The 23,075-nt window shown below is 74.4% G+C and carries 22 protein-coding genes; 20 read left to right on the top strand and 2 right to left on the bottom strand.

Annotated elements, in window-relative coordinates:
• Positions 1–26 precede the first annotated feature (26 nt).
• From VM95_RS09840 to VM95_RS09760, 17 genes are all read left to right on the top strand, one after another.
• Positions 27–1,853: an acyl-CoA dehydrogenase gene (locus VM95_RS09840; protein ID WP_045694162.1), complete on the top strand. Its 1,827-nt coding sequence runs from the start codon at positions 27–29 to the stop codon at positions 1,851–1,853.
• Between the two features lie 441 nt (positions 1,854–2,294).
• Entirely contained in the window at positions 2,295–3,479 is a 1,185-nt protein-coding gene (locus VM95_RS09835; protein ID WP_045694160.1) for a beta-ketoacyl-[acyl-carrier-protein] synthase family protein, read from the top strand.
• Entirely contained in the window at positions 3,476–4,432 is a 957-nt protein-coding gene (locus tag VM95_RS09830) for a beta-ketoacyl synthase N-terminal-like domain-containing protein (RefSeq protein WP_244178699.1), read from the top strand. The genes VM95_RS09835 and VM95_RS09830 overlap by 4 nt, the downstream gene beginning before the upstream one ends.
• A gap of 46 nt (positions 4,433–4,478) precedes the next feature.
• Complete coding sequence (locus tag VM95_RS09825; RefSeq protein ID WP_045694158.1) at positions 4,479–5,273, top strand: SDR family oxidoreductase; 795 nt, start codon at positions 4,479–4,481, stop codon at positions 5,271–5,273.
• Entirely contained in the window at positions 5,273–6,253 is a 981-nt protein-coding gene (locus tag VM95_RS09820; RefSeq protein ID WP_063773475.1) for an alpha/beta hydrolase, read from the top strand. Before VM95_RS09825 ends, VM95_RS09820 begins: the two co-directional genes overlap by 1 nt.
• Complete coding sequence (locus tag VM95_RS09815; RefSeq protein ID WP_045694156.1) at positions 6,246–6,572, top strand: DsrE family protein; 327 nt, start codon at positions 6,246–6,248, stop codon at positions 6,570–6,572. Before VM95_RS09820 ends, VM95_RS09815 begins: the two co-directional genes overlap by 8 nt.
• 1 nt (position 6,573) lies before the next feature.
• Positions 6,574–6,981 (top strand): hypothetical protein, encoded by a 408-nt coding sequence (locus VM95_RS09810; protein ID WP_045694154.1) that lies wholly within the window; start codon positions 6,574–6,576, stop codon positions 6,979–6,981.
• A gap of 1 nt (position 6,982) precedes the next feature.
• On the top strand, positions 6,983–7,411 hold the full coding sequence (locus VM95_RS09805; RefSeq protein WP_045694152.1) for a hypothetical protein: 429 nt from the start codon (positions 6,983–6,985) through the stop codon (positions 7,409–7,411).
• Between the two features lie 113 nt (positions 7,412–7,524).
• Positions 7,525–7,776 (top strand): acyl carrier protein, encoded by a 252-nt coding sequence (locus VM95_RS09800; protein WP_045694150.1) that lies wholly within the window; start codon positions 7,525–7,527, stop codon positions 7,774–7,776.
• Positions 7,776–8,159 carry a 3-hydroxyacyl-ACP dehydratase FabZ family protein gene (locus VM95_RS09795; protein WP_045694147.1) on the top strand — a complete coding sequence of 128 codons (384 nt, stop codon included), beginning with the start codon at positions 7,776–7,778 and terminating at the stop codon, positions 8,157–8,159. The genes VM95_RS09800 and VM95_RS09795 overlap by 1 nt, the downstream gene beginning before the upstream one ends.
• Positions 8,156–8,659, top strand: a complete 504-nt coding sequence (locus VM95_RS09790; protein ID WP_078859742.1) for a 3-hydroxyacyl-ACP dehydratase FabZ family protein — start codon at positions 8,156–8,158, stop codon at positions 8,657–8,659. Before VM95_RS09795 ends, VM95_RS09790 begins: the two co-directional genes overlap by 4 nt.
• A complete protein-coding gene (gene fabG / locus VM95_RS09785; RefSeq protein WP_045694145.1) occupies positions 8,656–9,396 on the top strand; it encodes a 3-oxoacyl-[acyl-carrier-protein] reductase in 741 nt (246 codons plus the stop codon). Before VM95_RS09790 ends, fabG begins: the two co-directional genes overlap by 4 nt.
• A gap of 143 nt (positions 9,397–9,539) precedes the next feature.
• Positions 9,540–10,496 (top strand): alpha/beta hydrolase, encoded by a 957-nt coding sequence (locus VM95_RS09780; protein WP_078859741.1) that lies wholly within the window; start codon positions 9,540–9,542, stop codon positions 10,494–10,496.
• A gap of 5 nt (positions 10,497–10,501) precedes the next feature.
• Positions 10,502–11,071, top strand: a complete 570-nt coding sequence (locus VM95_RS09775) for a hypothetical protein (protein WP_244178698.1) — start codon at positions 10,502–10,504, stop codon at positions 11,069–11,071.
• 150 nt (positions 11,072–11,221) lie between these two features.
• Entirely contained in the window at positions 11,222–12,766 is a 1,545-nt protein-coding gene (locus tag VM95_RS09770; RefSeq protein WP_045694143.1) for an MFS transporter, read from the top strand.
• Between the two features lie 31 nt (positions 12,767–12,797).
• On the top strand, positions 12,798–14,216 hold the full coding sequence (locus VM95_RS09765; RefSeq protein ID WP_045694142.1) for a cytochrome P450: 1,419 nt from the start codon (positions 12,798–12,800) through the stop codon (positions 14,214–14,216).
• A gap of 302 nt (positions 14,217–14,518) precedes the next feature.
• Complete coding sequence (locus VM95_RS09760) at positions 14,519–17,359, top strand: hypothetical protein (RefSeq protein ID WP_045694141.1); 2,841 nt, start codon at positions 14,519–14,521, stop codon at positions 17,357–17,359.
• A gap of 13 nt (positions 17,360–17,372) precedes the next feature.
• On the opposite strand, the gene VM95_RS38665 is transcribed toward VM95_RS09760, so the two are convergent.
• On the bottom strand, positions 17,373–19,070 hold the full coding sequence (locus VM95_RS38665; protein WP_157882025.1) for an NAD-dependent epimerase/dehydratase family protein: 1,698 nt from the start codon (positions 19,068–19,070) through the stop codon (positions 17,373–17,375).
• Positions 19,071–19,314: 244 nt separating this feature from the next.
• Here VM95_RS38665 and VM95_RS09750 point away from each other — a divergent pair, with 244 nt between their 5' ends.
• The 3 genes from VM95_RS09750 to VM95_RS09740 are packed head-to-tail and all read left to right on the top strand — an operon-like array spanning position 19,315 to position 21,919.
• Positions 19,315–20,397 carry an NAD-dependent epimerase/dehydratase family protein gene (locus VM95_RS09750; protein WP_078859740.1) on the top strand — a complete coding sequence of 361 codons (1,083 nt, stop codon included), beginning with the start codon at positions 19,315–19,317 and terminating at the stop codon, positions 20,395–20,397.
• A gap of 59 nt (positions 20,398–20,456) precedes the next feature.
• Entirely contained in the window at positions 20,457–20,951 is a 495-nt protein-coding gene (locus VM95_RS09745) for an NUDIX domain-containing protein (RefSeq protein WP_045694139.1), read from the top strand.
• A complete protein-coding gene (locus tag VM95_RS09740; RefSeq protein ID WP_045694137.1) occupies positions 20,948–21,919 on the top strand; it encodes a GHMP family kinase ATP-binding protein in 972 nt (323 codons plus the stop codon). The genes VM95_RS09745 and VM95_RS09740 overlap by 4 nt, the downstream gene beginning before the upstream one ends.
• A 16-nt stretch (positions 21,920–21,935) precedes the next feature.
• Here the strand turns inward: VM95_RS09740 and VM95_RS09735 are convergent, their stop codons facing one another.
• Positions 21,936–23,033, bottom strand: coding sequence for a radical SAM protein (locus VM95_RS09735; protein WP_052707245.1), 1,098 nt, complete (start codon positions 23,031–23,033; stop codon positions 21,936–21,938).
• Between the last annotated feature and the right edge of the window lie 42 nt (positions 23,034–23,075).

Genomic DNA, 23,075 nt, shown 5'->3' with positions numbered 1-23,075 from the left:
CAGCGCCCGACAGTTCGGAGGCCCAGATGGGGCACTACAAGTCCAACCTCCGCGACCTGGAGTTCAACCTCTTCGAAGTGCTCGACTCCCGACAGCTCTACGGGACGGGGAAGTTCGCCGAGCTGGACGCCGAGACCGCGCGGGGCGTGCTCGGCGAGGTGCGGCGCCTGGCGGCCGGCCCGCTGGCCGACTCCTGGGCGGAGTCGGACCGCAGGCCTCCGGTCTTCGACCCGGCCACCCGTACGGTCACCGTGCCGGAGGGCCTGCGCCGCTCCTACCAGGCCTTCCTGGACTCCGAGTGGTGGCGCCTGGGCATGGCGGAGGAGCTCGGCGGGACGCCGTGCCCGCCCTCGCTGTTCTGGGCGGTGGGCGAGCTGCTGCTGGGCGCCCACCCGGCGGTGTGGATGTACTGCGGCTTCCCGTCCTTCGCCTCCGTGGTCCAGCGCCTGGGCACGGCGGAGCAGCACCGGCTGGCCCGGCACATGGTGGAGCGGCGCTGGGGCGCCACCATGGTGCTGACCGAGCCGGACGCCGGCAGCGACGTCGGCGCCGCCCGGACCACCGCCCGCCGGCGGGAGGACGGCTCCTGGGAGCTGAGCGGGGTGAAGCGGTTCATCACCGGCGGTGAGCACGACCTCGCCGAGAACATCGTGCACTTCGTGCTGGCGCGTCCCGAGGGGGCCGGGCCCGGCACGAAGGGTCTGTCGCTCTTCCTGGTGCCGAAGTACGACTTCGACTGGGAGAGCGGTGAACTCGGCGAGCGCAACGGCGTCTTCGCCACCAACGTCGAGCACAAGATGGGCCTGAAGGCCTCCACCACCTGCGAGTTGACCTTCGGGGTGGACCGGCCGGCCCGCGGCTGGCTGCTCGGTGACCGGCACGACGGCATCCGGCAGATGTTCACGATCATCGAGTTCGCCCGGATGTTCGTCGGCACCAAGGCGATGGCCACCCTCTCCACCGGCTACCTCAACGCCCTGGAGTACGCCCGCGACCGGGTCCAGGGCCCGGACCTCACCGCGATGACCGACAAGTCCTCGCCCCGGGTGCCGATCACCCGGCACCCCGACGTGCGGCAGTCGCTGATGACCCAGAAGGCCTACGCCGAGGGCCTGCGCGCCCTGGTGCTGTACACGGCCGGCCTGCAGGACCGGGTCGTCGAGGCCGGGCACCGGGGCGCGTCGGATCCGGCCGCCCAGGGGCTGGCCGACCTGCTGCTCCCGGTGGTCAAGGGCTTCGGCTCCGAGCGCTGCTTCCAGCAGCTGACCCACAGCCTGCAGACCATCGGCGGCTCCGGCTACCTCCAGGACTACCCGATCGAGCAGTACATCCGGGACGCCAAGATCGACAGCCTGTACGAGGGGACGACGGCGATCCAGGGCCTGGACTACTTCTTCCGGAAGGTCGTCCGGGACAACGGCGTCGCCTTCGGGCGGCTGACCGGGGAGATCCGGCAGTTCCTGGCCGACGCCCACGGCGGCGAGCGACTGGCCGCCGGCCGCGACCGGCTGGCCACGGCCCTGGACGCCCTGGAGGGGATGCTCGGCGCGCTGCTGGCCCAGCTCTCCGGCGCCGGCGAGGACGGCCGGGAGCTGTACCGGGTGGGCCAGCACACCACCGCGCTGCTGCTCGCCACCGGGGAGGTGATGGTGGGCTACCTGCTACTGCGCCAGGCCGCGGTGGCCCTGGAGCGCCTGCCCGCCGCCTCGGACCGGGACCGCCCGTTCTACCAGGGCAAGGTGGCGGTGGCCGGCTTCTTCACCCGTACCGTGCTGCCCGTGCTCCCGGTGTGGCGGCGGCTCGCGGAAGGGAGCGACCTGTCCCTGATGGAACTGCCCGAGGCCGCATTCTGACGGTTCGGTGGACGGCGTTCCGCAGGGACGTGTTGAATGGCGTGTACCGGTCACCGGTGCACGCCATTCGGCATTTCCCGAGCGGTTCCTGGGCGTTTCCTGGATGGTTCTCGGGGCGGTTCCCGGGTCGGTTCCCGAGGAGGTTCCCGGGCCGCCCTAGCAACCCGCGCGGCCCGCATGGCCAGAAGCTGCCAATCGGTTGAGTGCGTCCGTTCACCCGCGCTGGCAGCAACTTGACTGCGCGTTGAACGCCCCGGCCGCCGCTGAATACGGTGAAGCCACCCCGGAGGATCATTTCGATTCCCTGGCGGATTCCTCGGTCGAGCCGGAGATATCGAGCCGGAGATATCGAGTCGGACGACCGGATCACCGGATTCGCACGCAAAAACTCCGTAGTGATCTTCGGCAGGTACGAGCCCACGCACGAGGCGAGAGGACCTGATGAACGACGTGCTGATCACCGGCGTGGGAGTGGTCTCCCACCTGGGCACCGGAGTGGACGCCTTCTGGGAGGGCCTGACCGCGGCGCGGAGCACCCCGACCACGGTCCCCGACCCGTACGCGCAGATGAAGCTGCCGCTGATGTACGCGGTGCCCGGCGACGCGGTGCCGACCGGGCCCGAGCGCTACGGCGACCTGCGGCTCGGCCTCGGCTCCAGGCTGGCGATCGAGGCCGCCCGCCAGGCGGTGGCCGACGCGGGCCTGAGCGACGTGCCGCCGCACCGGGTCGCCGTGGTCATCGGCACCGGGATGGGCGACTCCGGCCTGCACGAGCAGTGGCGCACCGACGGGCGGCCCGAGTCCGACCGCTGGTCCCCGGTCTTCTCGGTGGCCTCGGCGGTCGGCTCCTGGTTCGGCGCCGAGGGCGCCAACTCCAGCGTCAGCAACGCCTGCGCCGCCAGCGGCTTCGGCCTCTCGCTCGCCGCCGACCTGATCCGCTCCGGCGAGGCCGACGTCGTGGTGGCTGGCGGCGCCGAGGCCTACTCCCGGGTCGCCCTGGCCTGCTTCAACCGCCTGAGCGCGATCGACCCCGAACGCTGCCGCCCGTTCGACCGGCACCGCAAGGGCACCCTGTTCGGCGAGGGCGCCGGGATGGTCGTCCTGGAGTCCGCGGTGCACGCCCGTACCCGACAGGCCCGGCGGGTGTACGCCCAGCTGGCGGGCGTTGGCTGGAGCTGCGACGCCTACCACGCCACCGCGCCCGAGCCCACCGGCACCCAGATCACCCGCGCGATGCGCGAGGCGCTGGCGGCGGCGGGCGCGACCCCGGACCAGGTCGGCTGCGTGGTGCCGCACGGCACCGGCACCGAACTGAACGACCTGGTGGAGAGCCAGGTGCTCGGCGAGGTGCTGGGCGCCACCCCGGACCGGCTGCCGGTGTACAGCCTCAAGGCCCTGCTCGGGCACACCGGCGGCGCCGCCGCCGCGCTGGCCCTCGTCGCGGCCGTCCAGATCCTCTACCGCCGCACGGTGCCGCCCAACATGGCGCTGGGCGAGCAGGACCCGGAGTGCAAGGTGTTCCTGCCCACCGCGGCCACGCCGCTGACCGGCCGCTACGCCCTGGTCAACGCCTACGCCTTCGGCGGCAACAACGTGTCCCTGGTGCTGAAGGAGGCGGGGGTATGAGCACCGATCTGATGGTCTCCGGCATCGGGGTCGTCACCCCGTGGTCCGACCGGGCGGGCGAGGCCGCGCACGGCCCGCGCGAGGCCGGCCCCGAACCGTGGTTCGACCACCGCGAGCGGCTCGGGCCGCGCGGCTACAAGTACCTGCCCAGCGCCACCCAGTACCTGCTCGCGGCCACCCGGCAGGCGCTGGCCGACGCGGGCGAGCCCGAGCAGCAGGAGGAGCGGCGCGGCGCCGCGGTCGGCACCAACAGCGCGGCCGTGGCGGTGCACACCGCGATCGACGCGACCGTGGTCGCCGAGGGCGCGCGGATGCTCAACCCGGCCACCGCGCCGTACTTCTCGATCAACCTGTTCGGCAGCCGGCTGGCCACCGAGCACGCGCTCAAGGGCTTCAACCTCACCCTCACCTCGCCGCGGGTGGCCGGCCTGGAGGCCATCGAGGCGGGCAGCCGGGCGGTCGGCCTCGGCCGGGCCTCCTGGCTGCTGGCCGGCGCCACCGAGGAGGCACTGCCCGAGGGGGACCCGGGCGCGCGGACCTCCGAGCGCGGGGCCGTCGCCCTGGTGCTGGAGCCCGCCGACCGGCTCCGGGCCCGGGGCGTGCGCGGCTACGGCCACTGCGCCGCCCGCAGCCTCTTCCTGCCGCCCCGGGCGGCCGCCGGCGCGGCGGACCGGCTGCGCGGGCGGATCGCGGCGCTGCTGACCGAACTGGGGCTGCCCGAGGGACGGCCGCACCGCACCGTCGCGGTGGTGGACGACTCCCCGGTGGCCGCCGCCGTGAGCGCCGCGCTCGGCACGGGGGCGACCCGGGTCGAGGCCGGCGCCGGCTCGCTGGAGCCGGTGCTGCAGGTGGCCGGCGCGCTCGCCGAGGGCGAGGGCCCGGTGGCGGTGGTCACCGCCGCCGGCGAGGGCAACCTGGCCGTCGTCCTGGCGACGCCGCCGGAGCGGACCTGATGCACCGCTGGATCGACCGGACCGACGATCGGATGGGCAGGACGTCATGACCACACCACTCGAAGGCAGCTGGAACCTCGTCCTCGGGGCCTCCAGCGGGATGGGCCTCGCCACCGCGAAGGGCCTGGCGCTGGCCGGGGCCAACGTGCTCGGCGTGCACTTCGACACCGCCGCGGGGCAGGAGAAGGCGCGCGCCGCCGTCGAGGAGCTGCGCTCCACCGGCGTCGAGGCGCACTTCTTCAACGCCAACGCGGCCGCCGCCGCCACCCGTGCGGAGCTGCTGCCGGTCTTCACCGAGCTGACCGGCGGCCGGCCGCTGCGGGTGCTGCTGCACTCGCTCGCCTTCGGCAGCCTGCTGCCGTACCTGCCGGTCGACGGCGGAGCCGTGCTGACCAGCCGTCAGATGAACATGACGCTCGACGTGATGGCGCACTCGCTGGTCTACTGGAGCCAGGACCTGTACGGGGCCGGCCTGCTCGGCCCCGGCTCCAAGATCTTCGCGATGACCAGCGCCGGCGACCAGCGCGTCACCGCCAACTACGGCGCGGTGTCGGCGGCCAAGTGCGCGCTCGAGTCGCACGTGCGCCAGCTCGCCCTGGAGCTGGCGCCCAGCCGGGTCGCGGTCAACTCGATCCGGGCCGGCGTGACGGTGACCCCCTCGCTGGAGCGGATCCCCGAGCACGAGAGCCTGCTGGAGCTGGCCGCCCGCAGCAACCCGCACGGGCGGCTGACCCGGCCCGAGGACGTGGCGGAGGCCGTCGTCCTGCTGGCGCAGGCCGAGTCCTCCTGGATCACCGGCAACATCATCGGCGTCGACGGCGGAGAGGCGCTGACCAGCTGATGAGCCTCACCCGCCTGCCCTCGGCCGTCGCGACCGCGCTCGGCACGGCGGCCCGGCACGCCTTCGAGGTGTACCACCCGCCGGCCGGCAAACCGGGCCGCACCCCGGCCGACAAGGGCCTGCCGCAGCGCGAGTTCACCCTCACCACCAGCCGGGACGGCATCGCCCTGCACGGCTGGGCGGTCCCCGGGGCGGGGCCGGACACGGTGGTGCTCTGCCACGGCATGGGCCGCACCAAGTCCAGCACCCTGGCGCACATCCAGCTGCTGCACCGGGCGGGCTGGCACGTCGTCGCCTACGACATGCGCAACCACGGCGAGAGCGGGCGGGACCGGCGGCTGACCCGGATGGCCGACCGGTACACCGACGACCTCGCGGACGTGCTGCGCTGGGTGCACGCCGACCCGCAGCTCGGCGGAGGGCAGGTGGCGCTGGTCGGCTTCTCGTTCTCCACCTGGGTCTGCCTCAACGTCCTCCGGCGGATCGGCCACCCGGTGGCCGCGGTGGTCTGCGACAGCGGGCCGATGTACGACATCGGCGCCGGGCTGCGGCACTTCGCCACCCTGCGCCGCGGCACGCTGCCCGCCGAACTGACCGAGGGCCTGCCGGCCGCGCTCTACCGGCGCGCCTTCGGCCTGATCGGCCAGGCCATGCTGGTGGTCCGCGAGTGGCCGCCGGACCTGCGGGCGGTGCCGACCCGGCTGATGTTCGTGGCCGGCGGGCAGGACGCGGTGGTGCCGCCGGCGCAGATCGCCCCCGTCGCCGCCCGCTACCCGGACGCGGTGAGCTGGACGGCGCCCAACGCCCTGCACATGAACGCGATCCGGTTCGACGCGGCCGACTACCGCGAGCGGGTCCTGGGCTTCCTCACCGAGGCGTTCGGACCGGCCGGGAAGGACCCCGGGCCGGGAAAGGACCTCGGGACGGTGAAGGACCCCGGGACGGGGAAGGGCGAGGACCGGATGGTGGGCCGTGGCTGACTACCTGCTGACCGAGTCCCAGGGCCCGTGGGCCGGGCCGGGCGCCGACCGGTTCGCCGAGGACGCGGTGGCGCTGCGCGCGGCCGGCCACCGCGTGGTGCTCTTCCTGGTGGAGAACGGCGTGGTGGCCGCGCTGCCCAGCGGGCCGAGCGCCCTGCACACCCTGCTGGAGCGGGGCGGCGAGGTCTGGGTCGACGGCTTCTCGCTCGCCCACCGCGCCCTCACCGCCGACCAACTGCTGGACGGAGCGCGGCTGGTGGAGATGGCCGAGGTCGCCGAGCGGCTGCTGGAGCCGCAGGTGCGAGGAGTGTGGCACTGAGATGGCCCAGCGGATCCCCGACGCGGACGTGCTGCTCGCCCTGATGGGCGCCCCGCACACCAGCGACATGCTCACCAGCGCCGTCCGGCTGGCCCAGGCCCTGCTGGAGCGCGGCGCCACCGTCCACCTGTGGACCTGCGGCCACGCGACCGGCATCGCCAAGGCCGCACTGGGCGCCACCAAGCCGCGCAACCTGGAGAACTGGGCGCACGGCTACCCGTCCACGCTGGCCCTCGCGGAGCGGCTGCTGGACGCGTTCCCGGAGCAACTGACCTGGTACTCCTGCCGGTTCTGCACCGAGGAGCGCGGCAGCGTGCCCCTGGCCGACCGGATCAAGCTGCGCCCGCCGTTCAAGTTCGCCGAGCACGTGGCGGCGGCGCGCACCACGCTCTTCCTGGGGGTGATCTGAGATGGCGGACCAGACCGAACGGACCGACCGGGAGGACGGGCCCGGCCGGCGGCTGCTGGTCATCGAACGGGCCTACCGCGGCGCGCTGGAGACCCAGTTCGCCGACGTGCTCTACCTCGCCCGCGAACTCAACCGCCAACTGGGCGGCGTGGACGTCCTGCTGCGCGGCCTCGCGGTCACCTTCGCGGCGGCCGACACCCGGCCCGCGCCGTCCGTCCGGGTCGGCCACGACACCCTCGACACCCTGCCGAGCCCGCGCGACTCCGTCCGCAGCCTGCTCGAACACGGCGCCGGGGTCTACGTCGACGCGGCGGACCTCGCCCACTTCGAGGCCGGGCCCGGCTGGCTGCAGCCCGGGGTCCGCCGGGCCGGCGGACCGGACGCGCCGGGCCCGGACTGGTCCGCCTACCGGGACGTCTTCTTCGTCTGACCCCGCCCGGGCCCGCCGACCGGCCCCCGGCAACCCCTGACCTCCCTCCGAGCCCCACCCGGCTCCCGGGCCCCGAAGCCCGCGCGAGCACGACCGAACAGGAAGAAGGAATCATGTCGAACGTTGTCCTGGACATGGACGAGCTGCGCACCACCGTCGCCGACGTCCTCGACGTGGACGAGAGCGAACTGACCGACGAGGCCGACTTCGTGAACGAGGTCGGCGTGGACTCGCTGATGGCCATGGAGGTCATGGTCGTCCTGGAGCGCAAGTACGGCGTCACCCTCGGCGAGGAGGAGCTGAAGCAGGTCACCTGCCTGAAGAAGGCCCACGACCTGCTGGCCGACAAGCTCGGGCTGGCCTGATGCCCGGCGCGGTCAGCCCGGTGCGGGGCCGCCCCGAGCCGGCGGCGGACGGCGCGGGCACCGCCGCCGTGCTGGTGGCGGCGGACGAGCCGGTCTTCCCGGGCCACTACCCGGGCTTCCCGATCTTCCCCGGGGTCTGCGTGGTGGAGCACGTCCACCTCACCGCCCTCGCCACGCTGCCGAAGCCGGGGCTGAGGCTGGCGGCGATCGAGTCCACCCGCTTCCTCAGCCCGGTCTTCCCCGGCGACCGCCTGGAGGTCGAACTGGCCTGGCAGGAGAAGGACGGCGCCTGGCGCTGCCGCGCGGTGGCCGGCACCGCGCGCGGCCAGGCCGCCGCCGTACGGCTGCGCTTCACCGAGGAGACCGAGGAGGGGGAGCTGTGATCACCGTCGCCGGCATCAAGCGGGTGCTGCCGCACCGCTACCCGATGCTGCTGGTGGACCGGGTCGACGACCTGGTCCCCGGCGAGCGGCTCACCGCCCGCAAGGCGGTGACCGCCAACGAGCCCTGGTACCAGGACCTGCCGGAGGGCGCGGACGACCGGGAGCACGCCTACCCGTCCGTCCTGCTGGTGGAGTCCTGGTGCCAGGCGGCCGGCGTGCTGGCCGCCTGGGACCTGCCCAACCCGGACGTGCTGACCGGGCAGGTGATGCTCTTCGGCGGCATCGCCGACGTGGTCTTCCACCACCCGGTGCTGCCCGGCGACGTGCTGGTGCACCACGTCCGGCTGGTCCGGTCGTTCAGCGACACCGTGATCTTCGAGGGCGAGGCGGCGGTGGACGGCCGCACCGTGCTGGAGATCGGGCGGGTGGTCATGGCGATGCGGCCCGCCACCGAGCTCACCGCCGAGCAGCCGGCGGTGTCCACGAAGGAGATCGGATGAACGCGAGGACGGGCAAGGTGGCCCTGGTCACCGGCGGATCGCGCGGGATCGGCCGGGCCACCGCGCTGCGGCTGGCCGCGGACGGGCACGACGTGGCCTTCTGCTACCGCTCCCGGCCCGACGCGGCCGAGGAGCTGGAGAAGGAGCTCGCCGCGCTCGGCGCCCGCTCCTACAGCCGGCAGACCGACGTCGCCGACCTGCCGCAGGTGCGGGACCTGGTGGCCGCCGTCACCGCGGAGCTCGGCGGCATCGACATCGTCGTCACCTCGGCCGGGATCGTCCGCGACCAGCCGCTGCTGATGATGAAGCAGGAGGACTGGCGGGAGGTGATGGACACCAACCTGGACGGCACGTTCCACGTCTGCCGCTCCGTGGTGTTCGAGATGATGAAGCGCAAGTCCGGCTGCATCATCACCCTCTCCTCGGTCTCCGGCGTTTACGGGAACCCGACGCAGAGCAACTACTCCGCCTCCAAGGCCGGGGTCATCGGCTTCACCAAGGCGCTCGCCAAGGAGGTCGGCCGCTACGGGATCCGGGCCAACGTGGTGGCGCCCGGGTTCATCGAGACCGACATGACCGCCGAACTCCCCGACGCCGTGCGCACCCGGGCGACGGAGAACGTGGCCCTGCGCCGGCTCGGCCGGCCCGAGGAGGTGGCGGACGCCGTCTCCTACCTGGTCGGCGCGCAGTACGTGACCGGCTCGGTGCTCCAGGTCGACGGCGGCATCGTCCTCTGAGGCGCCGCGGCCCGGCGCTGCGGCCCGGCGTCGCGGCGCGCACGGCCGGAACTGACGATCGGTCAATTCCGGTAGTGCGCATCAGTTCCGGTGGTGCACAGGCATAATGGGCTCGGCCGGGAATCCGAGCGGGGAGGGAACCGATGGACCGCGCACCGACTGGTGACCAGGACGCGCCCGCCGACACCCGGGGTCGACGGCCGAGCCCGCTGACCAGGGCACTGGCCGTCCTGGCCGTACCCGTGGCGCCGCTGTACGCCGCGGCGCTCTCCTACCTCGTGTACCACCCGCCCCGCCGCCCGCACCACCGCACTCCCGAGGAGTTCGGCCTGGACGCCGAGGAGGTGCTGCTCCCCGTGGGCGGACCGGGGCGGAACCTGCACGTGTGGCTCTGCCCCGGCGGCACGGACCGGGTGGTGGTGGTCGGGCACGGCATCGGGCTGAGCAAGTCCGCGAGCCTCGCCCAGGCCGCGTTCCTGCACGAGGCCGGGTACACGGTGGCGCTGTTCGACCACCGCAACCACGGCCGCAGCTTCACCGACCGCGCCTGCTGGGGCCTGAGCCGGCGCCACACCGACGACGTCGCGGCCGTGGTGGCGTACCTGCGCGAGCAGCGCGGCTACGCCGACGCCAAGGTGGCGGTGTTCGGCTTCTCCTTCTCCACCTTCCCCTCGTTCTACCTGCTGCGCCGGCCCGACTGCCCGGTGGACGCGATCGTCACCGACAGCGGCCCGGCCCGCGAGATCCCGCCGCTGTTCCGTAACTTCATCGAGGCCAAGGGCATCCCGGTGCCCCGGCCGCTGCGCACCGCGCCCGCGCTGGGCGTGCTCAGCCGGGTCTTCGGCTCGGTCGGCACGGCCATGCTGCACGGCGAGTGGCCGCCGCCGGCCGAGGGCGCCTACCTGCGCGTGCCCTCGCTCTTCCTGGCGGGCGAGGAGGACAGCATCATCCCGGTGGACGAGGTGCGCCGGCTCGCGGCCGACTACCCGAAGGCCGAGGTGCTGGTGCTGCCGGGGACGGAGCACCTGCAGGGCCTGAAGACGGTGCCCGAGCAGTACCGCGAGGCCGTGCTCGACTTCCTGAAGCGGTCCCTCGGGTGAGCGCCGTGGTGGTCGATCCGCGCAACTGGGGCGCCCGGCCCGAGGAGCGCGAGGCCCGGTACCCGTGCGAGGGCCTGCTGCCGCCGCCGGCCGAGGAGTGGTTCCGGGCCGTCACCGTCCGGGCCGAGCGCGCCGTGGTGTTCCGCTGGCTGTGCCAGCTGAAGGTCGCCCCGTACAGCTGGGACGTCCTGGACAACTTCGGGCGGCTCAGCCCCCGTTCGCTCACCCCGGGCGCCGAGGTGCTGGAGCACGGCCAGCGGGTGATGACCATCTTCGAGCTCACCGACTTCGAGGTGGACCGCCACCTGACCATGGTGCTGGACACCCCGTGGGCCCGGGGGGCGTTCGGCGGGTTCGCGATCAGCTACGTCGTCCAGGACGACGGCCCGGGCCTGACCCGGCTGGTGGTCAAGCTGCTGGTGGGCCGGGGCGGCGGGCCGCTGGGGCGGCTGCGCTGCCGGGCGATGGCCTGGGGCGACCTGTTCATGATGCGCCGCCAACTGGAGACCCTGCGCTCGCTCGCCGAGGGCACGGCCGGGGAGCACGGCCGGTCGGACGGGGCGACTGGCAAGTAATTGCCAATGGAACGCCGCTCGTTGACCCTCAGTGGACAAACCCGACACGATGGGTGCGCGGTGGTGGCGCCAAGCTGACAGCGGGTGCACCCCGGCCGGGCCGGCCTGGTGGGGCTGAGCGGCAACCCTTCGTCGAGAGGTCGTGCGGACGTGGTGCAGCAGCTTGCCCAGGGGGCATCGGAGCGGCACGGCGCGAGGGGGCCCGGCGCCCGCCAGTGGCTCGCCCTCACCGTCCTGGTGCTCGCGCAGCTGACGGTCTGGCTCGACAACACCATCCTCAACGTCGCGCTGAAGACCCTCGCCTCGCCCGACGACGGCCTGGCCTCCACCCCCAACCAGCTGCAGTGGAGCATCAGTTCCTACACCCTGATCTTCGCCGTGATGCTCTTCACCGGCGGCGTGCTGGGCGACCGGTACGGCCACCGCGCGCTCCTGATGACCGGCCTGGTCGTCTTCGGCGGCGCCTCGCTCTGGGCGGGCCTGTCCACCAGTCCGACCGAACTGATCGTCGCCCGGGGCGCGATGGGCATCGGCAGCGCGCTGATCATGCCGGCCACCCTGTCGCTGATCGCCGCCGTCTTCGACGAGGCCAGGCGGCCGATGGCGATCGCCATCTGGTCCGGCGCGAGCGGACTGGCCATCGCGGCCGGCCCGCTGGTCGGCGGCGCGCTGCTGGAGCGGTTCTGGTGGGGCTCGATCTTCCTGGTGAACCTGCCGCTGGCGGGCCTCGCCATGGTCGGGGCCCGGCTGCTCCTGCCGGTGGCGCGCGGCGAGGTCAAGCCCCGGCTGGACCCGGTCGGCGTGCTGCTCTCCACCGTCGGCCTGCTGTCCCTGGTGTACGGCCTGATCGAGGGCGGCCACCGCAACGACTGGACCACCCCGGTGGTGCTCGGCCCGCTGTTCGGCGGCCTGGCCGTCCTGGTGGTCTTCGTGCTGGTCGAACTGCGCGTGCCCAGCCCGAGCTTCGACGTGCGGCTGTTCCGCAACAGCCGCTTCGCCGGCTCCAGCCTGGCCGTGATGCTGACCTTCTTCGCGCTCAGCGGCTCGATGTACTACACCGCCTTCTACCTGCAGGGCACGCTGAGCCAGACGCCCTTCGAGGCCGGCCTGAACCTGGTGCCGGTCGCGGTCGGCGTGCTCGGCGGCGCCCCGCTCTCGGCCCCGCTGGTCCGCCGGTTCGGCGTCGGCCCGGTCGTCGCGCTGGCCATGGTGGTGTCCGCGGCGACCTTCCTCGCCTACGTGCGGTTCGGCGCGGACACCGCGATGCCCTGGTTCTGGCTCGTGATGCTGGTCCAGGGCCTCGGCATGGGGGCCTCGGTGGCGCCCACCACGGAGGCGATCATGTCCGTGCTGCCGCCGGAGCGCACCGGCGCGGGCGCCGCCGTCAACAACTCGATGCGGCAGATCGGCGGCGTGCTCGGTGTCGCGGTGCTCGGTTCGCTGCTCACCAACTCCTACGCCTCCGACCTCCACCCGAAGCTCGCCGACCTGCCGGCCCCGGCCGCGCACGCCGCCGAGGGGTCCGCCGAGGCCGCCAAGGCGGTGGCCGCGCAGGCCCACCTCCCGCGGCTGGCGGACCTCGCCGACCAGAGCTTCCTGCACGGCATGCACCTCACCTCAGTGGTGGGCGCCGCGGTGGCGGCCCTGGGTGCGCCGGTCATCTGGCTGGCGTTCCGGCGCGCGCGCTCGCGCTGACGCCCACCCGTACCCAGAGAGGCCACGACTCATGGCCATTTCGTCCGCTGTCCGCGACCAGTCGCCACCCCGGCTCAAGGGCCGGGCCGTCATCGGCAACACCTGGGAGTTCAAGCAGGACCGGCTGGCACTGTTCTCCCGGACCTTCGAGCAGTGCGGAGACCTCGGCGCCTACAAGGTCGCCGGCCAGTACATGTACCTGGCGAACTCGGTGGAGCTGGTCCACGAGATCCTGATCAAGAACGGCGCCGCGTTCGAGAAGACCGAGCGCTTCCGCGCGTTCGGCAGGCCGCTGCTCGGCGACGGCTTACTGACCGCGTCCAACGAGGTGCACAAGCGGAACCGCCGGATCATCCAGCCGCGCTTCCGCACCGCCGCGGTGAAGACCTCCGTCGACGTGGCCGCCCGCGTGGCGGGCGAGGTGGCCGGGGCCTGGTCCGAGGGCCAGGTGGTGGACGTGCGGCGCGAGATGGTCAAGGTGGTGCTCGGCGTCGTCGGCCGCAACCTGTTCAGCCGTGACATCCTCGGCGAGGCGGACGAACTCGGCAACGCCCTCACCGACGCCATCCACGGCTTCGACTCGCAGGCGAGCGCCCTGATCCCGCTGACCATCGAGTGGCCCACCCCGGCCAACCTGCGGTACCGGCGGGCGATCGAGCGGCTGGAGCGGTCCTTCCACGCCTTCCTCGCGGAGCGGCGCGCACAGGCCGACCGCCCGGACGACTGGCTCAACCTCCTGATGGAGGCCCGCCACGAGGACGGCACGCCGCTGAGCGACCGGCAGATCCGGGACGAGGCGCTCAACATGTTCATGCCCGGCCACGAGACCACGGCCACGGCGCTCACCTGGAGCCTCCACCTGCTCGCCAAGCACCCCGACTGCTACGCGCGGCTGCTGGCCGAGGTGGACGAGGTGCTCGGCGACCGGCCGGTGGTCCTCGACGACCTGCCCCGACTGCCGTACACCCTCCAGGTGTTCAAGGAGGCCATGCGCCTCTACCCGCCGGTCTACTACTTCTCGCGCCAGGCCACCAGGGAGGTGGAGGTGCTCGGCCACCGTCTGCCGGCCGGTGCGACCGTGGTCTTCAGCCCGTACGTGCTGCACCGGCGCGCCGACTACTACCCGGACCCCGAGCGGTTCGACCCGGACCGGTTCGCCCCGGAGCGGGAGGAGCAGCTCCCGCGCCACGCCTACCTGCCGTTCGGCGCCGGGCACCGGGTCTGCATCGGCAACCACCACGCCCTGCTCAACGGCCACGTGGTGCTGGCCGCCCTCGCGCAGCGCGTCGGCCTGGCCAACCTGCCGGGGCACACTCCGGTGACCGACCCCATGGTGACCCTGCGCCCGAAGGACGGACTCCCGATGCGCGTCACCCGCCGCGCGCCCGCCCCCGCCACGGCCCGGCCGGTCGCCGCGGAGGGCTGCCCGTTCCGGGCGGAATCCGACTGAACCCCCGCCGCGACGGCGGCGGCCCCGCCCGGCGGCGCGCACGACGCCGGCCGGGGCCGCCGCCCCGGGTCAACGGATCCGGCGGCCTCCCGGTTCAGCATTTCGCTCGGAGAATGCGCGAAAGGGGAATTCCCCGGCCGGTGAAGTGTGCATGGCATCGCCGTGGCGGAAAGAAATTCGGGGAATTCGCTCATCGGTCACATGATTCGCGCAAGTTCCTTCCGTTCCCGGAGCGGATCTGACAGCATCGTCCGCTATCCGGTGATCGAATACCGGCGATCGCCGCCCCGGGGAGGAACGTGATGCTGGGCTTCGTCGTGCGCGGACGGCGCGGGGGAGAGGCCGCCGCCGACACCGCCCACCGCCCCGCGGGCTGGGTCCGCACCAGACTGCGGGCGAACTCGCCGGCCGCGCTGCTCATGGCGGCCCTCGCGTTCGTCACCGTCTTCCTGGCGGCCGCCTTCCCCCGCGTCGCGGACCGGGGCGCGGACACGGCGCTCCAGGACTTCGTCGGCCGCAACGGCCTCAACCAGACCAGCCTGCAGCTCGCCTCCAGGACCAGGGAGGGCGACGACGCCGCCGAACTCGACCGGGTGCAACGGGAGTTGACGGAGATGGTCGGCCGGCAGCTGACGCTCGCCCCGTCGGGCCGGGCCCACGGCACCCGCGCCCTGGGCGACCACGGCATGGGCAACCCGGAGTACGTCCGGATCGCGGAGAAGCGGACCGACCCCGTCCTCGCCCTGCTCCACCTGAACGACCTGGCCGCCCGGGCCACCCTCACCGACGGCACCTGGCCGACCCCCGCCGCCCCCGGCGCTCCGCTGCCGATCGTGATCAGCAAGAAGGCCGCCGAGACCATCCACATCAAGCTCGGCGACGTCATCGACAACGGCGTCGAGGGCTCGGGCGCCCGGCGCACCACCGTGGTGGTCGGCCTCTACCAGGTCAACGACCCGCAGGACCCGGCCTGGGACGACCTCGGCTGCCCGGCCCGCGCCTGCCTGCGCGCCGACCCCGCCCACGAGCACTGGGCGACCAGCGGATTCGTCGACGGCGGCAGCCTGCCCGCACTGGCCCGCTGGGGCTCGACCGCCGAGAACTTCTGGCGGCTGCCCGTCGACACCTCCTCGCTGCGCGCCGACCGGCTCGACCGGCTGCACGGCATCCTCCGCTCCTTCCTGACCGGGCGCGACGCCACCGCCCTGGCCCGGACGACCGGGCGCCTCGACCTGCACACCACCTCCGGCCTCCCCGACCTGCTCACCCGGGCGGACCAGCGCCACCGGGCCGTGCTGCCGCTGAGCACGATCGGCCCGGCCGGGGTCGCGGGCGTCGCCACCGTGGTGCTGTTCCTGGCCGCCGCCCTCGGCACGGACCGGCGCACCGCCGAGATCGAGCTGCTCCGGGCCCGCGGCGGCTCCCTCGCCGGGGTGCTGCGACGGCTGATCGGCGAGGGCGCCGTCACCGTCCTGCCCGCCGCCGCGCTCGGGACGGCCCTCGCCCTGGTACTGCTGCCCACCCCCCGGTGGGGCCCCTCGGTGCTGGCGGCCCTCGCCGCGACGCTGGTCGCCCTGCTGGCCTTCCCGCTCCGGGCCGCCGCGCTCTGGTCGCGCCGCGGGGCGGTCGGCGCTCGGCGGGCGGCGGGCGGCCGGCGCCGGCTGGTCGGCGAACTCGCCGTCCTGGCGGTCACCGCCGCGGCCGTGGCGGAGGTCCGCCGCCGGGGCGTCGGCACCGGCGCCGGACTGGATCCGCTGCTGGTCGCCGCCCCGTTCCTGCTCGCCGTCACCGGCGGGCTGCTGCTGGCCCGGACGGAACCGGTGGCGGTCGGCCGGCTCGCCGCCCTCGCCGGCCGGGGCCGCGGCCTGATCGCCTTCCTCGGCCTGTCCCGCGCCGCCCGCGACAACGCCGGCCGCCGCAAGCCCTCCGCGCTGCCGCTGCTCGCCCTGCTGATCGCCGTCACCACGACCGGCTTCGGCGCCACCGTCCTCGACACCGTCGACCACGTACGGACCCGCGCCGCGCGCATCGCCACGGGCGGGGACATCGGCGTCTCCCTCCCCGGCTACGCCACCCTGACCGCGCCGTTCACCGAGGCCGCCGGCGCGCTGCCGGGCGTCCGGGCCTCGACCGCGGTCTGGGTCGAGCCCCAGGCCCGCTTCCTCAGCGCCGACCGGAACTACACCGAGGCCTACCTGGTGATGGTGGTCGATCCGGCGGCGTACGCCGAGATCGCCCGGACCCTCGGGGCCGGCGAGTTCGATCCGGCGACGCTGGCCGGGGCGCCCGGCGGCCGGGACACCCCGGTGCCCGCACTGGTCAGCCGCGACCTGGCCGAGCGCCTGGCCACCGGGCCGGCCCAGGTGCGCACGCCCAACGGCAACGACCTGCCCCTGGCCCTCGCCGGGACGGTCTCCGCCACCCCCGCCCTGCCGGACCCGGGCAAGCCGTTCGCCGTCGTCCCCGCCGGCCCCGCCTGGGAGCACCTGCCGGACGCGAAGCGGGTGAACCGGTGGTTCGCCGTCGGCGACGTCGACCCCGAAGGCGTCCGGGCGGCCCTGCGGACCAACGGCGGGGCCCAGCCGGTAGGCCTGGCCAAACTGGTCGCGGACGACGCCACCGCCGTCGGCAAGGACACCCACGGCCTGCCCGCCGGCTACACGGTGCACAGCAGCCGGGAGACCGCCGCCGCGCTCGCCGACGACCCGCTGCAGCACGCCGCCGGGCGGCTGTTCTGGTACGCGGCCGCCGCCGGCGCCGGATTCGCCCTGCTCGCCGTCCTGCTGACGCTGCTCCGGGCCGCCCCCGACCGCACCGCGCTGCTCGCCCGGCTGCGCACCATGGGCCTGCGGCCGCGCCAGGGGCTCGCGCTGATCGTCACCGAGGCGCTCTCGCAGACCCTCGCGGCGGCCCTCGGCGGCGCCCTGGTCGCGGTCGCGGCGGTCGCCCTGCTGGGCGGCGCCTTCGACATCTCCGCGCTGGTCGGAGTCCGGGTCGGCGAGGTCATCACCCCCGTCCCGATGCCGGTGCTGCTGCCCACCGCGGGCCTGACCCTGCTGGCCGGCCTCGCCGTGGTCGCCGAGACCCTGGTCGCGGGCCGCCGCCAGATCGCCACCGAACTGCGGGCGGGCGAACAGCCGTAGCAGTCCTGGCGATTCAGATCCCGGTGAGCAGCGTCCCCTCGTACGCCAGCCACTGGGCGAAGGCGTGCAGCCCCTTCGCGTGGTCGGTCGCCGGTGCCCACGCGGGCGGGCGGGGGCCGTCCGGGCACGCGGGCCGGGGGGACGGGCGTTCGGCCGCGGGCGGGGCGGTCCGGACCGGCACCGGGCGGACGGCCGCGTGCACGGCGTGCGCCAACTCGCCGAGCGTCGTGGGCTTTTCGGGCGCGACGGTCAGGCTGTGGGCGGCCGGCCGGGTGCGGAGCACCGCCAGGGCGGCGTCGGCCAGGTCGTCCGCGTACACGGGGTGCACCTCGGTGTCGGGGCTGCCCTGGACGGTAACCGGCCGGCTGCGCAGGGCGTCCCACACCATGCGTCCGATGAGGGTGTCCCGGGAGCAGCCGGGGCCGTACACCTCGCCCACGGCCAGGGTGTAGGGCCGCGGGTCGTCGGGCAGTCGGATGGTCAGTTCGCGGGCGGGGGCTCCCGCGCGCAGGCCGGTGAGGTCGAGGACGGCGTCGGGCGCTTCGGCGCCGGCCAGGTCGGCCAGCCGCCGCACGAGGTGCTCGCCGAGCGGAGTGGCGCCGCCGCGGACGGTCAGGCCGCCCCGGACGGTCGGGCCGCCGCGCCGCCGGGGGCGCCGGGGAGCCGGGCGGTCGGCGGCCTCGTGTCCGGCGGCCAGGGCCCGCGCCGCCACGGCCGCCAGGGCCTCGCGGCGTTCGGCGAGCCGCTCCTCGGTGCTGGTGTTGCTGATGCCGCCGGTGCCGATCGTGGCCATCGCCTCGGCGTACACCTCCGGCCGCACCGCGGGCCCGCCGCCGTCGGCGTCCGGGCCGAGGCGGGCGGCCTCGTGGCCCATGGCGAGGGCGGTGAGCCAGGTGCCGCGGACGTCCGGCCGGTCGGCCTCCGGCCCGGGCGGGGTGAGCAGCGAGCCGGGCAGGCCCAGGCCGTGCAGGTACTGCTCGCAGTCCAGGTGCAGCCAGCGCTCGGGGCCGGGGCCGGCGACCCGGACGGCGCAGCGGGCGATGCCGTACTTGAAGAACGGCAGGACGGTCAGGCCGGTCAGCCGGTCCCCCTCCTCGCCCGGCCGGTCGTCGGGGAGGAAGCAGACCGAGCGGCGCGGCCCCCGGAAGGCGTTGCCCGAGATCGAGCCGCCGTCCTGGTGCTCGGCGAGGTTGGGGACGGCGACGTAGCGGGGGACGCCGTTCTCGCGCAGGTAGCGGTTCATCAGGATGTCGTCGGGCCAGCCGCCGAGGCGCTCGCGGCCGTAGCGGACGAAGCCCTCGGCGACGCCGCGGGGCAGCACGATCGCGACGCACGGGAAGTACTCGTTGACGGCGCCGACCCAGCGGGCGCCCGCCATGGCGCCGAAGCGGACGGCCGCGCCGTTGCGGGAGTCCCACAGGGCGAACAGCGCCAGCGCCGCGTCCGGCATCGCGGCGACGGCGAGGCGGACCCGTTCGAAGAACGATTCGGACAACAGCATGTCGTCCTGGACGACCAGTTGGTGGGTGGCGCCGTCCTCGACGGCCTCCCAGGCGGCGAGCGCCGTGCGCAGCACCGAGGGGGTGCCGGTCGGGTCCGGGTCCATGACGACGCGCAGCGCGCCCGGGGGCGCGGCCCGGGCCATCCGCTCGGCGGCCCGCCGGCGCTTGGGGTGGGTCATGACCACCCCGCTGAGCTGATGACGCGTCACGTGCGTTCCCCATCTCTCGTGTGGAGCCCGGGACTTGGCGGTACGGGTGTGGTTCCGGTCCGCTGCGGATGTCGCCGGTTCCGGACAGTACGGATCGCGCCGGGGGCTGGCAAGAGTGCCGAATTCGCTCTGGCGGAGCGGTGGGGAGCCCCGGATGCTGGCCTGGCACGCCACCTTCCGTGGGAAGCCTGTGGCTGTGTGTGAGCGCGCATCCGAGTTCGCCGTCGCCACGGAAAGGACACCCATGTCCGCTGGATCGCACGCGCCATCGAACGGAACCGGGGCCGAGGACGCCGAGAGCGTCGGGCCCCGGCTGGAGAAGCTCCGCGACGCCCGCGTCGTCGTGACGGGCGGCGGGGGCCTGGTGGGCAGCCGGCTCACCGCCCTGCTGTGCCGGGCGGGCGCGGACGTCGCCGTCCTGGACCGGATGGACGCCTACCCCGAGTCCGGCCACGAGGTCTTCGGGGTGGCGGGGACGGGCGCCCGGCTCGTCGTCGGCGACGTGTGCGACCGCGAGGCGGTCGCCGGGCTGGTCCGGGAAGCCGACTTCGTGGTCCACGCGGCCGCCTACGCGGACGTGGCGGCCTGCACCCGCAATCCCGGGATCGCGTTCCGGGCCAACGTGCAGGGCACCCAGGTCGTCCTGGAGGAGTCGGCGCGGGCGCGGGTGCGCCGGGTGGTGCTGGTCTCCTCCGCGTCCGTGTACGGCGACGGCCCCGCCGACTCGCCCGGCCCGCACGTGTTCCACGAGGACCAGGCGCTGTTCCCGCTGTCGGTCTACGCGAACGGCAAGTTGTGGGCGGAGCACCAGACCCGGCTGATGCTCGGGGCGTCCTCCGACTGCGAGTACGCGATCGTCCGGTACTTCTCGGTGTACGGGGAGCCGCAGATCCCGAAGCCCGGCAGCCACTCCTGGATGGTGCCCTGGCTCTCCCTGCAGGCCCGGCTCGGCCGCCCGATGCGGCTGAACGGCGGCGGGGTCCAGGTGCGGGACCTGGTCCACGTCGAGGACGTGGCCGAGGCGACGGCGCTCGCGCTCGTCGAGGAGGGGATGGCGGGCCGGACGGTGAACGTGGGGACGGGCCGCCCGACGTCCGTCCGGGAGGTCGCGGACCTGCTCGCCCCGTACTTCCCGGGGGCCCGGCGGATCGTCACCCCGCGCCCCGAGGGCGATCCGCTCGGCGGGTACGCCTGCACGGAGCGCTCCCGGGAGCTGCTGCGCTGGCGGGCCCGGATCGACGTGGCACAAGGCGTGGACCGGTACGTGCGGTGGCTGGAGTCGACGCCCGAGGCGGTGCCGCGCTGGCTGGCGGAGGACGGTGCGTGACAGTCTGTGGGGCCGTGGGCGCCCGCCGCGGGGCGGGCGGCGAGGGAGGCGGTACGGGCATGGCCTACGTCGGGTCGTACATCTGGTCGCTGCGTCAGAAGGTGGGCGGCAGACGGCTGTTGGTGCCGGGGGCCCAGGTCCTGCTGCTCGACGGGGACGGCCGGGGGCTGTTCCAGCAGCGGGTCGACACGGGCGTGTGGGAGCTGCCCGCGGGCGCCTGCGAGGAGGACGGCGGCTTCGCCGACGCGGCCGTGCGGGAGGTGGCGGAGGAGACCGGGCTGCGGGTGGAGAAGGAGGACCTGGTCGCGTTCGGGTCGATCTCCGAACCGGCCGTGCACACCCTGACCTACCCGAACGGGGACGTCACCCACTGCTTCGCGCTGTGCTTCGCGGCCCGGCGCTGGTCGGGGGAGCTGGCCCCCGGGGCGGACGAGGTGCGGCGCGCGCTGTTCCGGCCGCTGGACGACCCGCCGGGCCCGCTGCACCCGCCCACCCGGCTCGCGCTGGCGATGTACCGGGAGTTCCTCGTCGACGGGAGGTTCCGGGCCAGGTGAGCGAAGAACACGCGATCCGCGCGGCGGTGCCGTGCCGGGCGTGCCTGTCCGGCGAGGACCTGGACTGGCTGGGCGGCGGGCGCTCGGTCAGCCTGGCCCTGGACCTGCCGACCACGGTCGAGGTCGTGCCCGGGGAGACGACCGAGGTGGCGGCGGCGGACGACTGGCCGGCGCAGGTGTGGACCTTCCTGCGCGGCCGGCTCCCCGGGCTGACGCCGCGCCCGCCGGCCGTCCGCGTCCGCAGCCAGGCACCCCCCGCGAGCGGCCTGTCCTCGTCCACGGCGCTGATCGTGGCGCTGTTCCGGGCCTTCGCCGAGGCCGGGTCGCCGCCCGGCGAGCGGGTGCCGGAGGGCTCGATCGTCCAGTGGGCGTACGAGTTCGAGTTCGCCCGCTTCAACGGCGGCGGCATGGACCACCTCGCCGTCGCCGAGGGCGGCGCGCTGCTGCTCGACGGCCGGGAGCGCGGCCTGCCGCGGGTGCGGGAGCGGCTGGAGTTCCCGGACGACTGGCGGGTGGTCGTGGTGGACTCCGGCACCCGGAAGGACACCCGCGACCACATCCGCACGGTGCGGGCGCAGCTCGCGGCCGGCGATCCCGACCTGGCGGCCTACCGGGCCGAGGCCGACCGGGCGTCCGCCGCCGCCTGGGCGGCGCTGCGCGGGCGCGACCACGAGGCGCTGGGGGCGGCGATGGCCCGGGCGCACGCGGCGATGCGCGACTTCCAGGGCATGTCGACCCCACTGCTGGAGGAGCTGCGCTCGCTGGCGCTGCGTGCCGCCGGGCTGCCGCTGAAGGTCAGCGGGGCCGGTGGTGGCGGCTCGCTGGTCGGGGTGTGCCGCGCGGCCGACGCGCCCGGGGTGGTGGCGCGCCTGGCGGAGGCGCTGCGCGGCCCGCACCCCGGGGCCCGGGTGATCCCCGCCCGGGCGGCCCCGGGGAGCCGGAGCCGCCGGGCGGACGTCCGGATCTAGCGACAGGCCCTGAGGGTCACAGGAACGGGTCGTAGTCCTCGTCGAGGGGGGCTGCGCCCGTTCCTTCCGCTATCCGCTCCAGCTCCAGGTTGGAACGGTGCCGCGCGCAGTGGAAGCGGCAGTCCCGGCTCGGGTCGACGATGCCGCGGTCCGAGCCCTGCCAGATGTCGGTGAGGTCGTCGGTGACGGCGTCGCCGATCCTGGCCAGCGGGTTGCCCCGGTGGTAGGCGCAGACGTACACGCCGGACGGGGTGATCAGGGTGCGCAGCTCGGCGACCCGGCAGCGGTGGTAGTCCTTGGGCTGGACGGGCCCGCTGTGGCGGCGCAGCGAGGTGAGGGTGGAGGAGTTGACGAGCTGGAAGCTGTCGCTCCGCAGCCGGGCCGCCTCGGCCAGCTGCCGCTCCACCGAGTCGAGGATGTCCTGGGGCACCTGGACGACGTGGTGCTCGTCGTCGAACATCGCCTTGGTCTCGAAGTAGTCGCAGCCGATGTCGTGGGCGAGTTCGGCGGCGCGCAGCACCTCGGTGTGGTTGCTGACGGTCCGGCCGTCCGGCTCCCGGCGGGTCATGACGAGGAAGGAGTAGCCGAGGGCGCCGGTCTTGGCCCCGGCGAGCAGCCGCATGTTCGCGACGACCTTGTCGAAGACGCTGCGCCCCTTGCGGTCGGGGCGGAAGAGGCCGTACGTCTCGGCGGTGCCGGCGTCCATGGAGACGCGGACCCAGGTGGCGTACCGGGCGAGTTCGTCGAGGTTCTTGTCGATCATGGTGCCGTTGGTGACGACGCCGACGGCCAGGCCGGCCTCGCCGAGGATCCGCAGGACCCGGCGGGTGCCCCGGTGGGCGAGCGGTTCGCCGCCGCCGATCAGCACCACCGCCCGGACGGACAGGGCGACAAGCTCCTCGGCGAGCGCGGCCAGCCGTTCGGGGGTGAAGCGGCCCTGGTTGAGGAGCTTTCCGCTGATGCACTCGGGGCAGGCCAGGTCGCAGAAGGTGGTCGGGTCGAGGTCCACGACGAGTGGGGCCTCGGAGGTGGCCCCCGAGGCGGCCCGCAGGACGCGGGGCCAGCCGGAGGGCTGGTACAGCTTGGACACGAGATCGAGGCGGTCGTGCGTCACGGAATCCTCCTGTGGACGTGAACGGGGTGCCGCCCGGCAACC

It is taken from the genome of Streptomyces rubellomurinus (genome assembly GCF_000961885.1).
Lineage (GTDB): Bacteria > Actinomycetota > Actinomycetes > Streptomycetales > Streptomycetaceae > Kitasatospora > Kitasatospora rubellomurina.
The sequence above is the reverse complement of the archived record's forward strand: the minus strand, read 5'-3'. Positions and strand labels throughout refer to the sequence as shown.

What these genes read in the sequence shown, in the direction of transcription:
- VM95_RS09840 (WP_045694162.1), top strand. Translation starts at nt 27, where the DNA reads ATGGGGCACTACAAGTCCAACCTCCGCGACCTGGAGTTCAACCTCTTC.
- VM95_RS09795 (WP_045694147.1), top strand. Translation starts at nt 7,776, where the DNA reads ATGCCCGGCGCGGTCAGCCCGGTGCGGGGCCGCCCCGAGCCGGCGGCG.
- VM95_RS09760 (WP_045694141.1), top strand. Translation starts at nt 14,519, where the DNA reads ATGCTGGGCTTCGTCGTGCGCGGACGGCGCGGGGGAGAGGCCGCCGCC.
- VM95_RS09820 (WP_063773475.1), top strand. Translation starts at nt 5,273, where the DNA reads ATGAGCCTCACCCGCCTGCCCTCGGCCGTCGCGACCGCGCTCGGCACG.
- VM95_RS09765 (WP_045694142.1), top strand. Translation starts at nt 12,798, where the DNA reads ATGGCCATTTCGTCCGCTGTCCGCGACCAGTCGCCACCCCGGCTCAAG.
- VM95_RS09750 (WP_078859740.1), top strand. Translation starts at nt 19,315, where the DNA reads ATGTCCGCTGGATCGCACGCGCCATCGAACGGAACCGGGGCCGAGGAC.
- VM95_RS09805 (WP_045694152.1), top strand. Translation starts at nt 6,983, where the DNA reads ATGGCGGACCAGACCGAACGGACCGACCGGGAGGACGGGCCCGGCCGG.
- VM95_RS09800 (WP_045694150.1), top strand. Translation starts at nt 7,525, where the DNA reads ATGTCGAACGTTGTCCTGGACATGGACGAGCTGCGCACCACCGTCGCC.
- VM95_RS09780 (WP_078859741.1), top strand. Translation starts at nt 9,540, where the DNA reads ATGGACCGCGCACCGACTGGTGACCAGGACGCGCCCGCCGACACCCGG.
- VM95_RS09835 (WP_045694160.1), top strand. Translation starts at nt 2,295, where the DNA reads ATGAACGACGTGCTGATCACCGGCGTGGGAGTGGTCTCCCACCTGGGC.
- VM95_RS09810 (WP_045694154.1), top strand. Translation starts at nt 6,574, where the DNA reads ATGGCCCAGCGGATCCCCGACGCGGACGTGCTGCTCGCCCTGATGGGC.
- fabG (WP_045694145.1), top strand. Translation starts at nt 8,656, where the DNA reads ATGAACGCGAGGACGGGCAAGGTGGCCCTGGTCACCGGCGGATCGCGC.
- VM95_RS09745 (WP_045694139.1), top strand. Translation starts at nt 20,457, where the DNA reads ATGGCCTACGTCGGGTCGTACATCTGGTCGCTGCGTCAGAAGGTGGGC.
- VM95_RS09825 (WP_045694158.1), top strand. Translation starts at nt 4,479, where the DNA reads ATGACCACACCACTCGAAGGCAGCTGGAACCTCGTCCTCGGGGCCTCC.
- VM95_RS09830 (WP_244178699.1), top strand. Translation starts at nt 3,476, where the DNA reads ATGAGCACCGATCTGATGGTCTCCGGCATCGGGGTCGTCACCCCGTGG.